This window comes from Kribbella sp. NPDC004875 (genome assembly GCF_042873375.1).
Classification (GTDB): domain Bacteria; phylum Actinomycetota; class Actinomycetes; order Propionibacteriales; family Kribbellaceae; genus Kribbella.
In genome coordinates this window covers 1,068,806-1,086,251 of sequence record NZ_JBIALI010000001.1, presented here as the reverse complement: position 1 = coordinate 1,086,251, position 17,446 = coordinate 1,068,806, and the positions used below count along the sequence as shown (strand labels likewise).

Sequence of the window (17,446 nt, the reverse complement as noted above, 5' to 3'; positions counted from 1 at the left end):
GGCTCAGCCGCGCTCTTTGCCTTTCCCACCCAGGACGTCGCCGATCCGGCGGCCCGTCTGCTTCTTCTCGCCCTTCCCTTGGTCGGTGCCCGAGCCCAGCGCCTGGTCCGGGTCCGAGAGCCACCCGCTCTTGACCTTGGTGCCGTTCGGGTCGCTCTGCGTGCCACCCAGCCCGGCCTGGAACTGCTTCTCGTCGAATCGGGAGCGACCGTCGTCGCCGCTCTCGTGGACATTCCTGCCGTCCGCCATGTCCATCTCCCCGGTGTTGTCGTCGGAACTCGCAGCGTAGGCACGCCGTGGTGTCAGAGCGCGCGAATTCGATGCTGATGGCAACGCTTGACTTCAAGTTTACTTGAGGTACGACCGTTGCGGCATGAGTCCTGAACTGTCTGATCGACCTGTTGCACTGATCACCGGTGCCTCCGCCGGCCTCGGCCTGGCGCTCGCGCACGGACTGGCCGATCGTGGCTGGGCGCTGGTGATCGACGCCCGTGGCGCCGACGCGCTCAAAGACGCGGCCGATGCGCTGGCCGACCGAACCGACGTCGTACCGCTGGCCGGGGACGTGACCGATCCGGAGCACCGGGGTGACCTGGTGGACGCGATCACCGAGCTCGGCCGGCTCGACCTGCTGATCAACAACGCCAGCTACCTCGGACAGAGTCCACTGCAGGCGTTCGCATCCGCCGACCTCGACGAACTGCGCAGGGTCTACGAGGTCGACGTGCTCGCGCCGATCGCCCTGACCCAGGCATTGCTTCCCGCACTGACCGCAGCGTCCGGAGTGCTGATCAACATCAGCTCTGACGCCGCCGTCGAGGCCTACGAGACGTGGGGTGGATACGGGTCCGCCAAGGCCGCGCTGGACCACGCGACCCGTGTCCTGGCGGCCGAACATCCCGCGCTGGCCGTGTACGCCGTCGATCCGGGTGATCTGCGGACCGCGATGCATCAGGCCGCGTTCCCTGGTGAGGACATCTCGGACCGGCCCGAGCCCGCGACCGTCGTACCCGCGTTCCTGCAGTTGCTCGACAGCCGGCCCGCGAGTGGCCGGTACCGGGCGGCGGAGTTCGCGTCGGCGGTGACGTCGTGAAAGTGCATCCACACACCAGGTTCGACCTGCCGGACGCACTGAACGCCCACGAACCACCGGAGGCCCGCGGACTGTCGCGGGACCAGGTGAAGCTGCTGGTCGCGGAGGGGTCGACCGTCACGCACACCCGCTTCGACCGGCTCGGTGAGCACCTGCGACCCGGTGACCTGTTGCTGGTCAACACGTCCGGAACAGTGCCCGCGGCCGTCGACGGCCCGTCGCTCACCGTGCACTTCTCCACACCGCTCGACGACGGCACCTGGATAGTCGAGTTGCGCAACGGCAGCGCACCGATGTTCGACGGTACGGCGGGAACTCGGGTGGAACTCCCGGAGGGTTCGCTGACGCTCCTGGCGCCGTACCAACCGGAGTCGAACCGGCTGTGGATCGCGAAGCCGCCAGTCGCCGACGTACTCGGGTACCTGCAGCGGAACGGGCGGCCGATCACCTACAACTACGTAGGCAAGCAGTGGCCGCTGGCGTCGTACCAAACCGTGTTCGCGCGGGAGCCGGGCAGTGCGGAGATGCCCAGTGCGGCGAGGCCGTTCAGCTTCGAGCTGGTCAGTCACCTCACATCACAAGGCGTACTGATCGCGCCGATCCTGCTGCACTGCGGGGTCTCGTCCCAGGAGAGCCACGAACCACCCACACCCGAGCGGTACGACGTACCCGCGCACACGGCCCGCCTCGTGAACTGGGTCAAAGCCAACGGCGGCCGGGTCATCGCGGTCGGCACCACGGCGGTCCGGGCCATCGAGTCAGCGGTCGGAGCAGACGGCACCGTCATTCCGGCCCACGGCTGGACCGACCTCGTCCTCGGACCCGACAACCAGCCACAGATCGTCGACGGCCTCATCACCGGCTGGCACGCCCCCGAGGCATCGCACCTCCTGCTCCTCGAGTCAGTCGCCGGCACACAACGAGTACAACGCGTGTACGACGCCGCCGTACAGGACCACTACCTCTGGCACGAGTTCGGCGACAGCTGCCTGCTGTTGCGCTGAGTCAGGAAGCCTTCGCGGTCGGCTGCTTCGGCTCCGAGATGCGGTTGGTGTGCTCCGCGGCCTCGAGGACGGTGACCGCGCTCGGGGTTTCCGGGGCGGCCGGGCGGTTCGGATGGCGCTCGTTGCCGGGCCGCGCCCGTTTGTCCACTGCGCGTGGGCTCATGTCGATGTCCTTACCAAGTGTGGTCCCCCGTCGGGACGTCACCTGATTAGACAAGTGCCGACACCCAGCTGTCACCAGCATTAATTCAACTGAGCCGATTTTGTGGGCTAGGCCGCTTGTTTGTTGCGGCGTTTGTGTTTGGAGAGTTGCAGGAAGATCCAGGCGACCGCGGCGCCGACGACGAAGCCGCCGAGGTGGCCTTCCCAGGAGACGTTCGGGATGGCGAAGGACAGTACCGCGGTGACGGCGACGTACATCAGGATCCAAGTGATGTCCAAGCCGCGGGCACGGCTGATTACCAGTAGGGCGCCGACCAGGCCGAGGACCGCGCCGGACGCGCCGAGGGTCGCGCCACCGGGTGCGGACAGGATCCAGACCGCGATGCTGCCGCCGATCGCGGACAGCAGGTACAGGACGAGGAACCGGACCCGGCCGAGCATCTGCTCCAGCGGCGGACCGAGCTGCCAGAGCATGAACAGGTTCGAGAAGATGTGGAAGATCTGCCAGTGCGTGAACGTCGAGGTGAGCAGCCGCCACGGCTCGGTGTCCACCAGCGCCGGCACCATCACCAGGTCGTTGAGGATCTGCGGGCTGCCGACGTGTACGAGGATGAAGACCAGCAGGTTCAGGCCCAGCAGCGTGTAGGTCACCAGCTGCGGGTTGCCGCGCTGCAGTCCGCCGAGTGAGGTCCGGGTCCGGGGGACCGAGCGGACGCCCTCGTTGAAGCAGCTCGGGCATTGGAAGCCGACGGCGGCGCTGTTCATGCACGACGGGCAGATCGGCCGGTCGCAGCGCTGGCAGCGCACCCCGGCGGGCCGATCCGGGTGCCGGTAGCAGACGGTCTCGGTCACGCGGGTGCGTCCCTCTCTGGGAACGCGGGGCCGGTGGGTGTCCCGGCCCCGCGGTTGAGCTCAGGCGTTCTTGCGCTCGACGACGACCTTGTTGATGACGATCGGCTCGAGCGGCCGGTCGCCCGGGGCGGTCGGCGCGGTCGCGATCGCGTCGACGACCTTCTGCGACTCCTCGTCGACGACCTCACCGAAGATCGTGTGCTTGCGGTTCAGGTGCGGGGTCGGGACCACGGTGACGAAGAACTGCGACCCGTTGGTGCCGCGGCCGTACTGGATCCCGGCGTTCGCCATCGCCAGCAGGTACGGACGGTCGAACTGCAGCTCCGGGTGGATCTCGTCGTCGAACTGGTACCCGGGCGTGCCGGTGCCGGTGCCGAGCGGGCAGCCGCCCTGGATCATGAACCCGTCGATCACCCGGTGGAAGCCGAGCCCGTCGTAGAACGGCTTGGTGCTGGGCTGGCCGGTCTCCGGGTCGGTCCACTCCTTGGTGCCCTCGGCGAGACCGACGAAGTTGCTCACCGTCTTCGGCGCCTGGTTGGGGAACAACCTGATGACGACGTCGCCCTTGTTCGTCTGCAGGGTTGCGTACAGCTCTTCGGCCACGGGAGTCACTCCTAGTCGGTTACTACAGGTACGCCTCGATCCTGTCATGCCGCTCCAAGAAAATGAGCAACAACCCACCCCGCGCCCGCTCGGCACCCCAGCCCGCAGGGCACATGTGTGGAAAAGCCCCGGTGGGGGCACCAGGTGAATGGCTCGCGACGTCGTACGATGCAGATGAAGCCGGATTTGTCCAGAGTCGTAACCAGAACGAGCCCATGACGCCGATGGGCGGGAGAGCTGCCTGCCGGGGCAGGCGGCATCGAGGAGGGAACCGTGGGTTTGAGGAAGTCCAAGGGCAGGGTCGAGACCGCGAAGGACCGGGTCCGGCCGCTCGCCGAGTCGGCGTCCGAGAAGCTCGGACCGGCCGTCGGCCAGGTGCGTGACCACCTCGGGCCGGCCGTGGGCACCGCACGGGAGAAGGTGTCGCCGTACGCCGAGAAGGCGGTCGAGCGCGGCGCCCACCTGGCACACCAGGCGGTCGAGAAGGCCGGACCGGTGCTCGACGACGCGCTCGCCAAGGTCGGCCCGGCTACCGAGCAGGCCGCCGAGAAGGCGCGCGGCCGGCTGAACGACGACGTCCTGCCGAAGGTGACCGCCGCGCTGGCGACCCTCGCGGCCGCCGCCGAGCCGGTCGTCGAGGAGACCAGCCGCCGGGGCAAGGCCACCAAGGCCGCGCTCAAGGGTGAGCTCGACGTCCCGAAGAAGAAGAGCCACAAGCTGCGCAACGTGGTGCTGTTCCTGGGCCTCGGCGCACTGGCCGCGGCAGCGGTGAAGAAGCTGCTGACCCCGCCGGAGCCGGCCTGGCAGTCCACCCCGACCAGCGGCCGCGACTACAGCTCCGCCCCGGCCGGTACGACGTCCCGCCCGACCGACACCACCTCGGGCTCGTCCACGTCGGCCACCCCGTCCGCGAACGGCAAGAGCGACGCCAAGCCGGACGCTCCGACGGCGGACGCCGCCAAGAGCGACAGTGCGAAGTCCGACGCCGCCAAGACCGACGCCGCGAAGGCCGACGCGCCCAAGGCCGAGGCCCCGAAGCCGGAGGCGCCGAAGCCGGCGGCTCCGAACGCGCAGGCCAAGGCGGACGACGCGACGGCCGCGTCGAACGGCGTCGCGAAGAAGGCCACCACCAGGAAGGCGACGGGCTCCGGCGACGGCAAGCCCAGCGACTCCTGACACCACCGCAACGGCGAAGGTCCCGAACCCTGCCGGGTTCGGGACCTTCGTCTGTCCGGACGTCGCCTTGCGCGAGCGGCGTCAGTTGACCTGCGGTTCCTTCGCGATCGTGTAGCGACCGGCGGACAGTAGCTGGGTGGCGTACCGGTGCGTGATGCACGGGTAGGTGCCGCCGCAGCTCAGGCAGACCGCGTCGTTGCGGTGCAGCCAGGGAACGACCTTGAACCGCCGGATCCAGGTCAGTGGCTCCCGGTCGGGGGCGTGCATCCGGAGCGCCGCGCGCGCGGCGTCCTGGATCTCGGGGGCCGACCAGTCCTCAGCGCTCTTGTCCATCAGCGCGCTCAGGTCCGGGTGGTGATGGTCAGTCGTGCGGTCTTTGTTCATTTGTATGTCTTCCAAAGGCAGGTGGGAGGACGCCGCATCGGGTGGTGGGGTGGGTTTGCGAACAGCCCTGAATCGCTCGCTTCAAACGTTAGTGCCCCGGGCAGATCAGCGCGCCCCGATCGGCCGCGTTCGAGTGTCAGATCTTCGTCAGGTCTGTCAGGTCCAGAGCGTCTCGAGCGTCACCCGGGCCTCGAGCTCGAGCAGGTGCCGCTTGGTCGGGATGCCGCCACCGAAGCCGACCATCTTGCCGCCGGCGCCGACCACCCGGTGGCAGGGCACCACGATCGCGATCGGGTTCCGGTTGCAGGCCGTCCCGACCGCGCGGGCGGCGCCGATGTCGCCGACGATCTTCGCGACGTCGCCGTACGTCTGCATCTCGCCGTACGGGATCCGGGTGAGCTGGGTCCAGACCGCGCGCTCGAACTCGGAGCCGCCGCGGACGGACAGCGGCAGGGTGAACTCCTGGAGCTCACCCGCGAAGTACGCCTTCAGTTGGCCGGCGGCCTCGGTGAGCAGCGGGTCGGCGTCGAGCGGCCTGTCGGTGGCGCCGAAGTGCAGCCGGCAGAGCCCGGTCTCGTCGACCGCGAGCGTGAGGTCGCCGATCGGCGAATCGATCACGGACCAGCGCATGGCGTCATCCTCGCGCAGGGCGCCGACAGTTTCTCGCGGAATTGCGCCATGGACCGATGGCGACGTGTTGTCCTCGCCCGGTCACGCCGTGTTGTGCTATGTGTGATCCATGCCGAGCCGGGCGTCACAGGTACCGCTGGACCGGTGGTTCAGTTCCGAGCGGGCGATGGGTGTCGCTGCGTCGATCCTGATCGGACTGGTCACGGTCACCGCGTGGGCGACCGCATGGTCCGACTGGTACTCCTACCGCACCCTCAAGGTGTACGGCGCCGACGCCGCGAAGCTGGACGAGGCGGACCTGATCTCCGGATCGCTCGGCATCATCTCGGCGCTCGCGCTGCTCGGCGCCGCGGCGGTGTTCATCATCTGGCTGTGGCGGGTCCGGTGGAACGCCGAGATGTTCCACCGCGGCGAGCACCGGTTCACCCGCGGCTGGGTGCTGGGCTGCTGGCTCGTCCCGGTGGTGAACCTCTGGTACCCGAAGCAGGTCGTGGACGACATCGTCGCGGCCAGCGATCCACGCACCGATGCGCTGACGCCGCACCTGAAAGATGTCCCCGGCACCCAATTGGTGTGGGCCTGGTGGCTGACCTGGGTGATCGGACTGGTCACCGGAAACATCGTGCAAAGAGGTGTTCTGGTCGGCGCGTCGCAGGTCGGAGATCTGCGCACGAACGTCATACTGTCCTCCGTCTCGGCGCTGTTCACCACCGGTGCGGCGGTGCTCGCGGTGATCCTGATCCAGCGGATCGACGAGCTCCAGACCCAGCGTGAATGGGTGCCCTGGTGGGCGGTCGGGACACCGCACAGCGGCTTCCAACCCCCTGCGCGGTAAACCAAACCGTCACGCCCCGTCTGCTGCCTCGTTACCACTGGTGATGGGCGTACGAAAAGAACACGTTAAGTCGACACCCTCCGTACTGGGGCCGACTGCCCTGGCATACCTACTTCGTGGTATCAATGTGGCTCGGTCACGCGGGGGCAGGGCCGGGCCGAAGCGCCGGACAGACGACGGAGTTCCAGCAACGCGAGGGACGCGAGACGTGAGCCACCCGCAGGCATTGATGACTGCTGTCGAGGATCAGGAAGAGTGGCAGCCGCACGCGGCTGAGGAGTTCCAGCAGGTCGGGACGGTCGGTAAGATCGCCATCGGACTGCTGGGCGCGTCGACGGTGACGCATCTGCTGTCCACTTGGTCGGACTGGAACACGTACTCCGTGGTGCACCGCTATCTCGGCGGGATGCCGAACGTCGACGACGCGGACCTGAACCGCGCCGACGCGATCGCCAAGTTCACCGCGATCCCGAACGTGATCATCTCGGTCGCGGCCGCGGTCGTCTTCGTGGTCTGGCTGTGGCGGGTCCGGGTCAACTCCGAGGTCTTCTGCCAGGCGGACCATCGCCGCAGCCACGGCTGGGTGCTGGCCAGCTGGTTCGTGCCCGGGCCGAACCTCTGGTACCCGAAACAGATCGTCGACGACGTCTGGCTCGCCAGCGATCCGAAGACCCCCGTCTACACCGATGACCTGCGCCGGTTCAGGACTCCCTCCCTCACGTCCGTGTGGTGGGTCGCCTGGATCGGCGCTCTCGCGTTCGACGTGGTGGTCCGCCGGTTCCTGATGTGGATGGAAGCCACCGTCGGCTCGCTCCGCGGCATTGCCCTGGCCGGTACGGCGTCCCTGGTGCTGACCGCGGTCTCCGCGGTGGCCGCGACGCTGGTGATCCGCAAGATCAACCACATGCAGACCACCCGCAAGTGGGTGCCCTGGTGGGACCAGGCGCCGAAGCTGAGCGCCGTCCCGTCGTACGAGACCGGCGACGTGCCGTCGTACGCGAACGACGACACCGACGAGCAGCCGGCGATCGCCGAGCCGATCGCGACCGCCGCCCCCGCGCTGGGTCTGGTCCGCGAGCCGCAGCTGCAGATGTCCGGTGCACCGCAGGCGCCGGTGGGCAACCCGTTCGCCCCGGCCGCCCAGGCGCCGGCCCCGTACGCACCGGCTCCCCAGCAGCCCGCGCCGCAGCAGCCCGCGCCGCAGGGTCCGAGCCCGTTCGCACCGGCTCCGGCCGCACAGGACTTCCCGGGTGACGGCGCCGCCGCGCCGGCCGCGTTCGCCGGTGACCCGGCGGTCGACGAGGGGCCGAAGTGGAGCCCGTTCGCCCCGGTCGTGGAGAACTGGCGGGAGGACGACGGTGGCCCGGCCACCGAGCAGTTCAGCCCGATCCAGTCCTGGCAGGACGAGAAGCCGGCCGCCGAGACGACGTACGAGGCGCCGCGGCAGAGCTGGGACGACTACCGCAGCGACGACGCCCTCGGAGCGACCACGACGGGCAGCTGGCTCGACGAGGCGGCGCCGATGACGGTCGTGCAGCAGCCAGACCCGTACGCGTACCAGTCGCAGCCGGAACAGCAGCAGCCGTACGAGCCCCAGCAGCAGCCGGCCGCGGAGCACTGGGCGGCGCGGTACTCCGAGCCGTACTCCTACGAGTCGGACTACCTCACCTCGACGTCCTCCCCCGCAGAGGCGCAGACCGCACCCGAGCCTGAGCCCGCGCCTGTTGCGCGCGCCGGTCGCCGGGCGGCTCGGGTCGCGGTCGACAGCCCGTCGGCGATCCAGCCGGCGGTCGAGGAACACTCGACGTACGCCTCGCACTCGACCCAGTCGACGTACCCGGACCACACCGTCTACGGCCCGTCCGAGCACACCCAGCAGTCGTACCCGTCGGCCTCGTCCGGGTACTACGAGCCCGCGCCGGCGCCGAGCCACCAGGAGCAGGACGATTTCCTGACCCCGTCGAAGCCGCTCCCGCCGGTCCCGTCGTACGGTCCCGAGCCGGGGTACTCGTCGTCGGAAGACCCGGGCTACAACAGCTACGAGCAGACGTCGTACACGTCGGAGTACAACTCGGAGTACACCAGCTACAACTCGAACTACGAGTACGACAACAACGGCGGCTCGCAGTACGGCGGCCAGGAGTCCTACGAGACCTACAGCCCGAACTACGCGTCGGAGTCGTACGGCTCGCAGTACTCGCAGGAGCCGGACCAGACCGAGTACCAGCAGCAGACCCAGTACTCGTACGAGCAGCAGCAGCCCACCGACGACGACCAGCAGACCGCACCGCGGACCACTCCGCGTCGTGGCCGCTGGGTCTGACAGATTGGCCTCATGCGTCTAGGTTTCGCCACTCTCGGTTGTCCAGGAGCACCGCTCGACGAGGTCCTTGCGCTTGCGCAGGGCAACAACTTCACCGGTCTGGAACTGCGGACCGCGCCGGATGAGTTCACCCACACGGGTCTGAGCGCGGCCGAGCGGCGGGAGCTGCGGACCCGGATCGAGGACGCGGGCCTGCAGATCTTCGCGATCAGCAGCTATGTGAAGTTGTGCGCGGTCGAGGAGCAGCCGCTCGAGGAGCATCTCGAGCTGGCCGCCGACCTGGGCGCGCTCGGCGTCCGGGTCTTCCCGGGCGACGACCCTGGGGAGAGTACGACGGAAGGCCCGAGCGCCGGTGAGATCCGGGCGCTCGACCGGGTGACGTCCGCGCCGCGCGACGTACCGATCCTGCTGGAGACGCACGACTCGCACTCGACCGCGCGACAGGTCGCGGCGTTCTGCGCGGTGCTCGACACCGACGTACCGGGCCACAACGTGAAGGCCCTCTGGGACAGCTCGCACACGTGGTCGCACGGCGAGACGCCGGCCGAGTCGTTCGCCCTGCTGCGGCCGTGGCTCGAGCTCGTGCAGTTCAAGCAGGTGGACTCTCAGCAGGACTACCGTCCGGTGGCGATCGAGGCCGGCGACTTCCCGATCCAGGATCTGCTGAAGGTCCTCGACGGCACCGACTACCCGCTCTCGCTCGAGTGGGAGCTCAAGTGGCACCCGCAGTTGCCGTCACTCGCGGAGACGCTGCCCGCCGTTCACGCCTGGCTGGGCGACGGCGCGGTCAGGTAACGCGAGATCGTCGGGCCCAGCCACGCGACGGCCTCGTCCGTGGTCAGGCCCGCGATCGGCGCGAACTCGAGGATGTAGCGGCACAGCGCGAAACCGAGCGCCTGGGTCGCGATGAGTCCCGCCCGGACGGCGGGCTGGTCCACGGCTGCCCGCTGGAACACCGGCGTGAGCTGCCCGACGAACACCTGCCGCATCCGCTCGGCCGCGGTCTCGTTGGTAACCGCAGTGCGTAGCAGCACTCGGAGTGTGTCGTCCTCTTCCCAGCGTTCGACGAGGTGCCGCACGAGCACCTCACCGGCACGCTCCCGCGGCACGTCGCTGAGATCCGGCAGCCGTACGTCGAACTCGGCCGCCGCCGCGAACAGCTTCTCCTTGCTGCCGTAGTAGCGCATCACCATCGCCGGGTCGATCGCCGCGTCGGCCGCGATCGCGCGGATCGTGGCCCGCTCGTACCCGTCGGTGCCGAAGCGTTCGCGGGCCGCCGCCAGGATCGCCGCCCGGGTCCGGTCGGACTTCTTCTCCGCCATGCCCACAGTATATGCCAACACGTGTTGACTTTTGCTGCGGGCAGGCCTAGCGTAAAAGTCAACAAGCGTTGATAAATGCCGAGAAGGAGGAGCGACGATGACTCCGCGGAACGCACAGGTCGTAGTGGTGGGAGCGGGTCCCGTCGGGCTCGCGGTGGCGGTGGGGCTCCGGCTGCACGGGCACGACGTCGTGGTGGTCGACAAGCAGGCCGAGGGGACGAACACCTCCCGCGCCTGCGTGATCCACCCGCGGACGCTGGAGGTGCTGGAGCAGCTCGGTGTCACGAAGCGGTTGGTCGACCTCGGGCTGGAGTTGCAGGACTTCGCCATCCGGTCCGGCGATCGCAAGCTGATCCCGGTCGGCTTCGCGGACCTGCCGACGGCGTACCCGTTCGTCACGATGATCCCGCAGTCGGTCACCGAACAGGTCCTGCTCGAGCGGCTCGAGGAGCTCGGCGGGACGGTACTGCGGCCATTCGCCGCGACCGGTCTGACGCAGTCCGCGGACGGCGCCGAGGTCACGCTCGACAACGGTGACGTGATCAAGGCGCGGTACGTCGTGGCCGCCGACGGCATGAACAGCACGATCCGCGAACTCGCCGGACTACGGATGCCGGGCAACACCCTGCAACTGTCCTGCAGCCTGGTCGACGTCCGCGTCGAGAGTGGCCTACCGGTCGACGAGGTCGCCCTGTACTTCGCCTCCGCGGGCCTGCTCGTGGTGGCGCCGTTGCCGGACGGGAGCTTCCGGCTGGTCGCCGACGTGCACGAGGCGCCGGAGCACCCCGACCTGGCGTACGCGCAGCAGTTGCTCGCTACTCGGGGTCCGCGGAAGGCGCACCCGAAGATCACCGAGGTGGTGTGGGGTTCGCGGTTCCGGATCCACGAGCGGGTCGCCGACGCCTACCGCTCCGGTCGCGTGTTGCTGGCCGGCGACGCGGCCCACACGCACAGTCCCGCCGGCGGTCAGGGCATGAACCTCGGCCTTCGCGACGCCGTCAGCCTGGCGGACGCCCTGTCGACCGCACTGTCGACCGCACTGGCCGGCGACGAGTCGGGCCTGGACGAGTACGCCGCCAACAGCCGCGCGGAGGCGGTCCGGGTGATCGGGCTGGCGCATCGTTTGACGCGGCTGGCGAACGTCCCGCCGGCGATCCGCCCGCTGCGCAACGCCGTACTGACTCTGGTCGGCAAGGTCAGCAAGACCCAACAGGGCCTGGCCAAGCAACTAGCCGGCTTCCCCGAGCGCTAACCATCCGGGCTGGGGAGGATCGTGTGCCCGAAACGGGCAGGGAATCCTCCCCGGCCTGATTCAGCCGGCGGTCGACTCGCGGACTTCGAGGGTGTGCGGGACGGTGAGGTCCTGGTGGGTGGCGCCGCCGTTGCCGGCGATGCGGTCGAGGAGCAGAGCGACCGCGTTGTCGGCCAGCCACTCCTTGTCCGGGGAGATCGAGGTCAGTGTGGGTGAGTGGTACCGGCCGTCCTCGATGTCGTCGAAGCCGACCACCGCGACGTCCTCCGGCACCCGCAGGCCGGCTTCGGCGAGGGACCGCAGCGCGCCGAGCGCCAAGAGGTCGTTGAAGCAGAACACCGCGTCCGGCGGCTTCGGCAGCGCGAGCAGCTCGCGCATCGAGGCGGCGCCGTCCAGGCGGTGGTAACCGGTGCCGGCGAGTTCGAGCGCCGGGTCGTGCGGCAGCCCGGCGGTCTTCAGTGCCTTCCGGTACCCCTTCCGCCGGACCGCGCCGGTACTGGTACCGCCGACACCGATCGCCGCGATCCGGGTGCGCCCGAGCGAGATCAGATGCGAGGTGGCGTCGTACGACGCCTGCACGGAATCGACCGCGACTCGGTCGAACTGGCCGCCGGCCGGTCGCTCGCCGAGCAGCACCAGCGGCTTCCCGGTGTCGGCGGACGTCAGCTTGGCCGGCGCGGTCGCGAGCGGGGAGAAGATGATGCCGTCGATCAGTTGCCCGCGCATCCCCTCCAGCACCAGCCGTTCGGCGGCCGCCTCCCCCTCGGTCTGGTCGATCAGCACGGTGATCCCGCGGCGCTTCGCGGCCCGGCTGATCTCCGCCCCGAGTTCGGCGAAGTACGGCGAACCCATCTCCGGGATGGCCAGCGCGATGAAGTCCGAGCGGCCCTTGCGGAGCGAGCGGGCGCTGACGTTCGGCCGGTAGCCGAGGGCCGCGATCGCGGCCTCGACCTTGGCTCGGGTCTGCGTGGTGATGTGCGGATAGTCGTTGATCACGTTCGAGACGGTCTTCACCGAAACCCCCGCCCGAGCGGCCACGTCGCTGAGCCTGGTCGCCATCCCAACCTCCTGTTCCCGGGCTTGTCGCCCGAGTGTGCCACCGCCCAGCTCTTTACACCGATTGTCAATCGTTGTAGACATCCACGTTAAACGTTGTAGACGACTCTGGGGAGACCCTGTGGCGAAGCTCGTGGTTGACCCCGCGTTCGTGGTCGGTGCGCTGGACCGGCGGTTGTTCGGTTCGTTCGTCGAACACATGGGCCGCTGCGTGTACACCGGCATCTACGAGCCGGAGCATCCGAGCGCCGACGCGGACGGATTCCGGCAGGACGTGCTCGACCTGGTCCGGGAGCTCGGCGTCACCGCGATCCGCTATCCCGGCGGCAACTTCGTCTCGAACTACAACTGGGAGGACGGCGTCGGCCCGAAGGACCAGCGGCCGCGGCGCCTGGACCTGGCCTGGCGGGCGATCGAGCCGAACCAGTTCGGCACCGACGAGTTCGTCGCCTGGTCCCGCAAGGCCGGCGTCCAGCCGATCTGGGCGGTCAACCTCGGCACCCGCGGGATCCGCGCGGCGGTCGACCTGCTCGAGTACTGCAACCTCCCGGCCGGCACCGAGCACGGCGACCGCCGGGTCGCGAACGGCAGCCCGGACCCGCACGACATCAAGGTCTGGTGCCTGGGCAACGAGATGGACGGCCCGTGGCAGATCGGCCACAAGACCGCCGAGGAGTACGCCCGGCTCGCCGAGGAGACCGCGAACGCGATGCGTCGCGTCGAGCCCGGACTCGAACTGGTCGCCTGCGGTTCGAGCAACGCCGGGATGCCGACCTTCGGCGAGTGGGAGCGCGTCGTCCTGGAGCGCACCTACGACCTGGTCGACCACATCAGCCTGCACGCGTACTACGAACCGCGCGACGGCGACCAGGTCAGCTTCCTGGCCGCCGCCGAGGAGATGGACCGGATGATCTCGTCGGTGATCGCGACCGCCGATCACGTGAAGGCGCTGAAGCGCAGCGACAAGGAGCTGACACTCTCCTTCGACGAGTGGAACGTCTGGTACCAGCAACACTTCCCCGGCGAGCTCGGCCTCGGCATCCGCGAGGTCGGCCCGCTGATCGAGGACACCTACTCCGTCGACGACGCGGTCGTCGTCGGCAGCCTGCTGATCACGCTGCTCCGGCACGCCGACCGGGTGAAGATCGCTTGCCTGGCGCAACTGGTCAACGTGATCGGCCCGATCCGCACCGAGCCCGGCGGCCGCGCCTGGCGGCAGACCATCTTCTACCCGTTCGCCCTGACCGCGCAGTACGCCGGTCCGACGGTGCTGCAGACCGCGATCAGCGGTGGACCGGACATCGACACGAACGCCTTCGGACGAGTGCCTGCGCTGTGGAGTACGGCGACGTACGACGAGAACACCGGGGAGACCGCGATCTTCGTGGTGAACCGGAGTGAGACCGACAAGATCGATCTGGAGATTCCGGTGCCCGGACACGTGGTCCGGCATCTCGCGCTCTCTGACGAGGACCGCTCCGCCGTGAACACGGCGGACGATCCGGACCGGGTTCAGCCCCGGGCCGTCGACACCACCGAGGTCGTCGACGGTGTTTGCCGTGCCACGTTGCCCCCTGCGTCGTGGCATCTGATCCAGCTCCGCAGTTGATTCGAGAGGGGACCCGCCCGTGCCTTCGAAACGACTCCTCGCCGCGGTACTGACGGTGACAGCGATCGCCGCCGGTACGACGGCTGCCGCCGCGGCGCCACCGTCCGCGGTGACGACCACCAATCCGATCACGTCCAGCTTCGCCGACACCTTCGCCGACCCGTCGATCATCCAGGGCCGCGACGGCTACTGGTACGCGTACGCGACCTCCGACCCGCTGGTCGGCGGAGGCCCGTTCGGTCTGATGCACATGGCCCGGACCAAGGACTTCAGCTCCTGGGAGTACCTCGGCACGGTCTTCAACGACCAGACCAAGCCGGCCTGGGCCGCGCCGGGCTCGTTCTTCTGGGCCCCCGACATCCGCTACTTCGACGGCCACTACGTCATGTACTTCACCGTCACCGACACGAACGCCAACCCCGGCGGTGATCCCGCGATCGGGGTCGCGACCGCCCCGACGCCGGCCGGTCCGTGGACCGCCACCGACGGCCCGGTCGTCGCGCCGCGCCCGGACGGGAACGGTGGCTTCCTCGGCACCATCGACCCCGCGATGCTGACCGCCGCCGACGGCAAGCGGTACCTGTACTACGGCGGCTTCTACGGCGGCATCTCCGTCACCGAGCTCTCCCCGGACGGCATGCACGCGGTCGGCACCCCGACCCAGGTCACGATCGGCGACCGCTACGAGGGCTCGTACGTCGTCTACCGCGACGGCTGGTACTACTTCATGGGCTCGTCGATGAACTGCTGCGCGGGCCCGACCACCGGGTACTCCGTGTTCGCCGGCCGGTCCCGTTCGCCGCGCGGCCCGTTCGTCGACGCCGACGGCGCCGCACTGACCGACTCCCGGGTCGGTGGTACGACCGTGATCACGCAGAACGGCAACAAGTGGATCGGTCCGGGGCACCACGCGTTCATCACCGACGCGGCCGGTCAGGACCACATCGTCTACCACGCGATCGACCGCGGTACGCCGTGGCTGACCGGCCCGTTCGGCATCAACCGCCGGCCGATGCTGATCGACAAGATCGACTGGATCAACGGGTGGCCGCGCACCAACGCGGGTGCCGGTCCGTCCGAGGGCCCGGTGCCCGCGCCGGCCACCGGTTCGGGGTCCGGTATCGACTCGACCGATCCGGCAAGCGGCCTGGCCGGCGCCACCCGGCAACCCGGCGATTCGTTGGGCGGACCTACAGCCTCGATCAACGGGTCCGCGCAGACCCGCAAGGCGGCACCTGGTGGTTCGCTGCGCGTCGAGGCCGACGTCAAGCTCGGCGAGTCCTTCACGACTGTTCTGGGCAACCAGGTCGTCGCGTCGGTGACCAAGGACAAGGTGACGCTGGCGGCCGGCGGACGGACGAGCTCGGCCGCATTGCCGGCGGACTTCGACCGCTCGCAGTGGAACAAGCTCAGCGTCCAGGTCTCCGGGTCGACGGTGAGCGCACGGTTGAACGACGCCGGGCTCGGTGACGTGTACGCCGAGGCGCAACTCGACGTACCGGGTCTGAAGCTCGGTGAGGCGCCGGTGCGGTGGCTCGGGTCGGCCGAGGTGGACAACCTGACGGTGCGTCCGGCGGCGAAGCCGGTCACGAAGCCGGCCGCCGTACCGCGGACCGGGAAGCTGCTCGCCGGGGACGACTTCAGCGGTGCGCTCGGCACGGACTGGTCGTGGGTCCGGAAGGACGACAAGGCGACGGTTGCCGACGGTCAGTTGTCGTGGCCGTTGGAGAACGCGGACATGACCGGTTCGTCCAACAACGCCGGGCTGCTGCTGCACAGTACGCCGGCCGGGGACAGCTGGATCGCCGAGACCAAGCTGCACCTCGACACCGGCCAGGGCGACGTCCGCAACTACCAGCAGGCCGGGATGATCGCGTACCTGAACGACAACGACTTCGCCCGGCTCGGCAACGTGGCGATCTGGAAGACCCGCCAGACGGAGTACGGGCGTGAGCTCGTGGCCCGCCCGTCGGACGGCGCCACGTCGTACGGCGCGGCCGCGATCGGTCGCTCGGCGCCGACATTGTGGATGCGACTCGCGTACCACAAGAACGCCGCCGGCGAACACGTCTACCGCGCGGCCACATCGGTCGACGGCACCAACTGGACCTGGGGCGCCTCCTGGGTGCTCCCGTCGGCAGCGAAGATCGGCCTCTACGCCCACGGCGAGTTCACCGGCGCCAACCCACCGCCGGTCGCCACGTTCGACTACCTGAAGTTCTACGAAAGTAAGTAGGGACCCATGGGATTCTCCAACCCGGTGTACGACGGCAGTTTCGCCGATCCGCAGGTCATTGCGGTGGGCAACGAGTACTACGCGTTCGCGACCAACGGGCCGCTGGGCAACGTGCAGACGTTGACGTCGCGCGACCTGGTGGCGTGGACGCCGGTCGGTGACGCGTTGCCGGTGGTGCCGGGTTGGACGTCCCCGGGACGGGTGTGGGCGCCGGAGGTCGCGGTGCACGCGGCCGACCGGTACGTCATGTACTACACGTCCCGCGACACCGCCGCCGATCGGCAGGCGGTCGGTGTCGCGGTGGCGTCCGCACCCGCGGGTCCATATGTCGACATATCTACGAAGCCCCTCATCAGTCAGGCCGACGAGGGCGGCTCGATCGACGCCTCGCCGTTCCAGGACTCGACTGGCCGGCGCTGGCTGTACTGGAAGAACGACGGCAACGCGATCGGTGTGGACACCTGGATCTACGTGTCCGAGCTGTCCGCCGACGGACTCACGCTGATCGGTCCCGTGCACCAGTTGATCAAGCAGGACCTGCCCTGGGAGGGCACCCTGGTCGAGGCGCCGTACATGGTCGAGCGGGACGGCAAGTTCCACCTCTTCTACTCGGCCAACGCCTTCGACAAGGCCGAGTACGCCGTCGGCCACGCGTTGTGCGAGTCGCCGATCGGCCCGTGCACCAAGTCCGGTGACCCGATCCTCAAGTCGTCGCCGGACGCCGCCGGCCCGGGCCACAACATGGTCCTCGGCGACTGGTTCGTCTACCACGCGTGGAACCCGGAAGCCGTCGGAACCGACCCGAAGGGCCGCACCATGTGGCTGTCCGAACTGACCTGGGACGGCGACACACCGGTGGTCCAGCCGCCGCTCGCAGCCAATCCTTTGCAGCCGTAACCTTCGGGTTCC

18 protein-coding genes are annotated in these 17,446 nt (G+C 69.0%); 10 read left to right on the top strand and 8 right to left on the bottom strand.

The annotated features are described in order from the left end of the window. Positions 1-3 precede the first annotated feature (3 nt). A complete protein-coding gene (locus tag ACFYRH_RS05140; RefSeq protein WP_387768346.1) occupies positions 4-249 on the bottom strand; it encodes a hypothetical protein in 246 nt (81 codons plus the stop codon). 124 nt (positions 250-373) lie between these two features. On the opposite strand from ACFYRH_RS05140, the gene ACFYRH_RS05135 reads away from it, so the two are divergent. Both ACFYRH_RS05135 and ACFYRH_RS05130 read left to right on the top strand, forming a co-directional pair. Then, a complete protein-coding gene (locus tag ACFYRH_RS05135) occupies positions 374-1,093 on the top strand; it encodes an SDR family NAD(P)-dependent oxidoreductase (protein WP_387768343.1) in 720 nt (239 codons plus the stop codon). Next, the gene (locus tag ACFYRH_RS05130) at positions 1,090-2,097 is read left to right on the top strand and encodes an S-adenosylmethionine:tRNA ribosyltransferase-isomerase (protein ID WP_387768340.1); all 1,008 of its coding nucleotides are present in this window, start codon (positions 1,090-1,092) and stop codon (positions 2,095-2,097) included. The genes ACFYRH_RS05135 and ACFYRH_RS05130 overlap by 4 nt, the downstream gene beginning before the upstream one ends. Position 2,098: 1 nt before the next feature. On the opposite strand, the gene ACFYRH_RS05125 is transcribed toward ACFYRH_RS05130, so the two are convergent. The 3 genes from ACFYRH_RS05125 to ACFYRH_RS05115 all read right to left on the bottom strand — a co-directional run bounded on the left by ACFYRH_RS05125 (position 2,099) and on the right by ACFYRH_RS05115 (position 3,714). Continuing rightward, positions 2,099-2,260 (bottom strand): hypothetical protein, encoded by a 162-nt coding sequence (locus tag ACFYRH_RS05125; protein ID WP_387768337.1) that lies wholly within the window; start codon positions 2,258-2,260, stop codon positions 2,099-2,101. A gap of 107 nt (positions 2,261-2,367) precedes the next feature. Beyond that, the gene (locus ACFYRH_RS05120) at positions 2,368-3,111 is read right to left on the bottom strand and encodes a rhomboid family intramembrane serine protease (protein ID WP_387768335.1); all 744 of its coding nucleotides are present in this window, start codon (positions 3,109-3,111) and stop codon (positions 2,368-2,370) included. 60 nt (positions 3,112-3,171) lie between these two features. Then, entirely contained in the window at positions 3,172-3,714 is a 543-nt protein-coding gene (locus tag ACFYRH_RS05115; RefSeq protein WP_387768332.1) for a peptidylprolyl isomerase, read from the bottom strand. Positions 3,715-3,987: 273 nt separating this feature from the next. On the opposite strand from ACFYRH_RS05115, the gene ACFYRH_RS05110 reads away from it, so the two are divergent. After that, on the top strand, positions 3,988-4,890 hold the full coding sequence (locus ACFYRH_RS05110) for a hypothetical protein (protein WP_387768329.1): 903 nt from the start codon (positions 3,988-3,990) through the stop codon (positions 4,888-4,890). Positions 4,891-4,971: 81 nt separating this feature from the next. Here the strand turns inward: ACFYRH_RS05110 and ACFYRH_RS05105 are convergent, their stop codons facing one another. Together ACFYRH_RS05105 and ACFYRH_RS05100 are read right to left on the bottom strand one after the other, a co-directional pair. After that, positions 4,972-5,274: a hypothetical protein gene (locus ACFYRH_RS05105; RefSeq protein WP_387768326.1), complete on the bottom strand. Its 303-nt coding sequence runs from the start codon at positions 5,272-5,274 to the stop codon at positions 4,972-4,974. Between the two features lie 156 nt (positions 5,275-5,430). Next, on the bottom strand, positions 5,431-5,904 hold the full coding sequence (locus ACFYRH_RS05100; RefSeq protein WP_387768323.1) for a methylated-DNA--[protein]-cysteine S-methyltransferase: 474 nt from the start codon (positions 5,902-5,904) through the stop codon (positions 5,431-5,433). A 109-nt stretch (positions 5,905-6,013) separates the two neighbouring features. Here ACFYRH_RS05100 and ACFYRH_RS05095 point away from each other — a divergent pair, with 109 nt between their 5' ends. From ACFYRH_RS05095 to ACFYRH_RS05085, 3 genes are all read left to right on the top strand, one after another. Then, positions 6,014-6,739, top strand: a complete 726-nt coding sequence (locus ACFYRH_RS05095) for a DUF4328 domain-containing protein (protein ID WP_387768320.1) — start codon at positions 6,014-6,016, stop codon at positions 6,737-6,739. Between the two features lie 208 nt (positions 6,740-6,947). Then, a complete protein-coding gene (locus tag ACFYRH_RS05090; protein ID WP_387768318.1) occupies positions 6,948-9,062 on the top strand; it encodes a DUF4328 domain-containing protein in 2,115 nt (704 codons plus the stop codon). Between the two features lie 12 nt (positions 9,063-9,074). Next, positions 9,075-9,857 carry a sugar phosphate isomerase/epimerase family protein gene (locus ACFYRH_RS05085; protein WP_387768315.1) on the top strand — a complete coding sequence of 261 codons (783 nt, stop codon included), beginning with the start codon at positions 9,075-9,077 and terminating at the stop codon, positions 9,855-9,857. Here the strand turns inward: ACFYRH_RS05085 and ACFYRH_RS05080 are convergent. Continuing rightward, a complete protein-coding gene (locus ACFYRH_RS05080; protein ID WP_387768312.1) occupies positions 9,824-10,384 on the bottom strand; it encodes a TetR family transcriptional regulator in 561 nt (186 codons plus the stop codon). The genes ACFYRH_RS05085 and ACFYRH_RS05080 overlap by 34 nt on opposite strands. 97 nt (positions 10,385-10,481) lie before the next feature. Between ACFYRH_RS05080 and ACFYRH_RS05075 the strand changes: the two genes are divergently transcribed. Then, positions 10,482-11,636 (top strand): FAD-dependent oxidoreductase, encoded by a 1,155-nt coding sequence (locus tag ACFYRH_RS05075; RefSeq protein ID WP_387768309.1) that lies wholly within the window; start codon positions 10,482-10,484, stop codon positions 11,634-11,636. 60 nt (positions 11,637-11,696) lie between these two features. On the opposite strand, the gene ACFYRH_RS05070 is transcribed toward ACFYRH_RS05075, so the two are convergent. After that, the gene (locus ACFYRH_RS05070) at positions 11,697-12,695 is read right to left on the bottom strand and encodes a LacI family DNA-binding transcriptional regulator (RefSeq protein ID WP_387768306.1); all 999 of its coding nucleotides are present in this window, start codon (positions 12,693-12,695) and stop codon (positions 11,697-11,699) included. Positions 12,696-12,813: 118 nt separating this feature from the next. Here ACFYRH_RS05070 and ACFYRH_RS05065 point away from each other — a divergent pair, with 118 nt between their 5' ends. The 3 genes from ACFYRH_RS05065 to ACFYRH_RS05055 are packed head-to-tail and all read left to right on the top strand — an operon-like array spanning position 12,814 to position 17,434. Continuing rightward, entirely contained in the window at positions 12,814-14,301 is a 1,488-nt protein-coding gene (locus ACFYRH_RS05065) for an alpha-N-arabinofuranosidase (RefSeq protein ID WP_387768303.1), read from the top strand. 19 nt (positions 14,302-14,320) lie between these two features. Continuing rightward, a complete protein-coding gene (locus tag ACFYRH_RS05060; protein ID WP_387768300.1) occupies positions 14,321-16,537 on the top strand; it encodes a family 43 glycosylhydrolase in 2,217 nt (738 codons plus the stop codon). A 6-nt stretch (positions 16,538-16,543) separates the two neighbouring features. Then, positions 16,544-17,434, top strand: coding sequence for a glycoside hydrolase family 43 protein (locus tag ACFYRH_RS05055; RefSeq protein ID WP_387768297.1), 891 nt, complete (start codon positions 16,544-16,546; stop codon positions 17,432-17,434). The last annotated feature ends 12 nt before the right edge of the window (positions 17,435-17,446 follow it).

Excerpts from the sequence above, each read along its gene's own strand:
- ACFYRH_RS05140 (WP_387768346.1), bottom strand. The coding sequence starts at position 249 with ATGGCGGACGGCAGGAATGTCCACGAGAGCGGCGACGACGGTCGCTCC.
- ACFYRH_RS05135 (WP_387768343.1), top strand. The coding sequence starts at position 374 with ATGAGTCCTGAACTGTCTGATCGACCTGTTGCACTGATCACCGGTGCC.
- ACFYRH_RS05125 (WP_387768337.1), bottom strand. The coding sequence starts at position 2,260 with ATGAGCCCACGCGCAGTGGACAAACGGGCGCGGCCCGGCAACGAGCGC.
- ACFYRH_RS05105 (WP_387768326.1), bottom strand. The coding sequence starts at position 5,274 with ATGAACAAAGACCGCACGACTGACCATCACCACCCGGACCTGAGCGCG.
- ACFYRH_RS05100 (WP_387768323.1), bottom strand. The coding sequence starts at position 5,904 with ATGCGCTGGTCCGTGATCGATTCGCCGATCGGCGACCTCACGCTCGCG.
- ACFYRH_RS05095 (WP_387768320.1), top strand. The coding sequence starts at position 6,014 with ATGCCGAGCCGGGCGTCACAGGTACCGCTGGACCGGTGGTTCAGTTCC.
- ACFYRH_RS05085 (WP_387768315.1), top strand. The coding sequence starts at position 9,075 with ATGCGTCTAGGTTTCGCCACTCTCGGTTGTCCAGGAGCACCGCTCGAC.
- ACFYRH_RS05080 (WP_387768312.1), bottom strand. The coding sequence starts at position 10,384 with ATGGCGGAGAAGAAGTCCGACCGGACCCGGGCGGCGATCCTGGCGGCG.
- ACFYRH_RS05075 (WP_387768309.1), top strand. The coding sequence starts at position 10,482 with ATGACTCCGCGGAACGCACAGGTCGTAGTGGTGGGAGCGGGTCCCGTC.
- ACFYRH_RS05070 (WP_387768306.1), bottom strand. The coding sequence starts at position 12,695 with ATGGCGACCAGGCTCAGCGACGTGGCCGCTCGGGCGGGGGTTTCGGTG.
- ACFYRH_RS05055 (WP_387768297.1), top strand. The coding sequence starts at position 16,544 with ATGGGATTCTCCAACCCGGTGTACGACGGCAGTTTCGCCGATCCGCAG.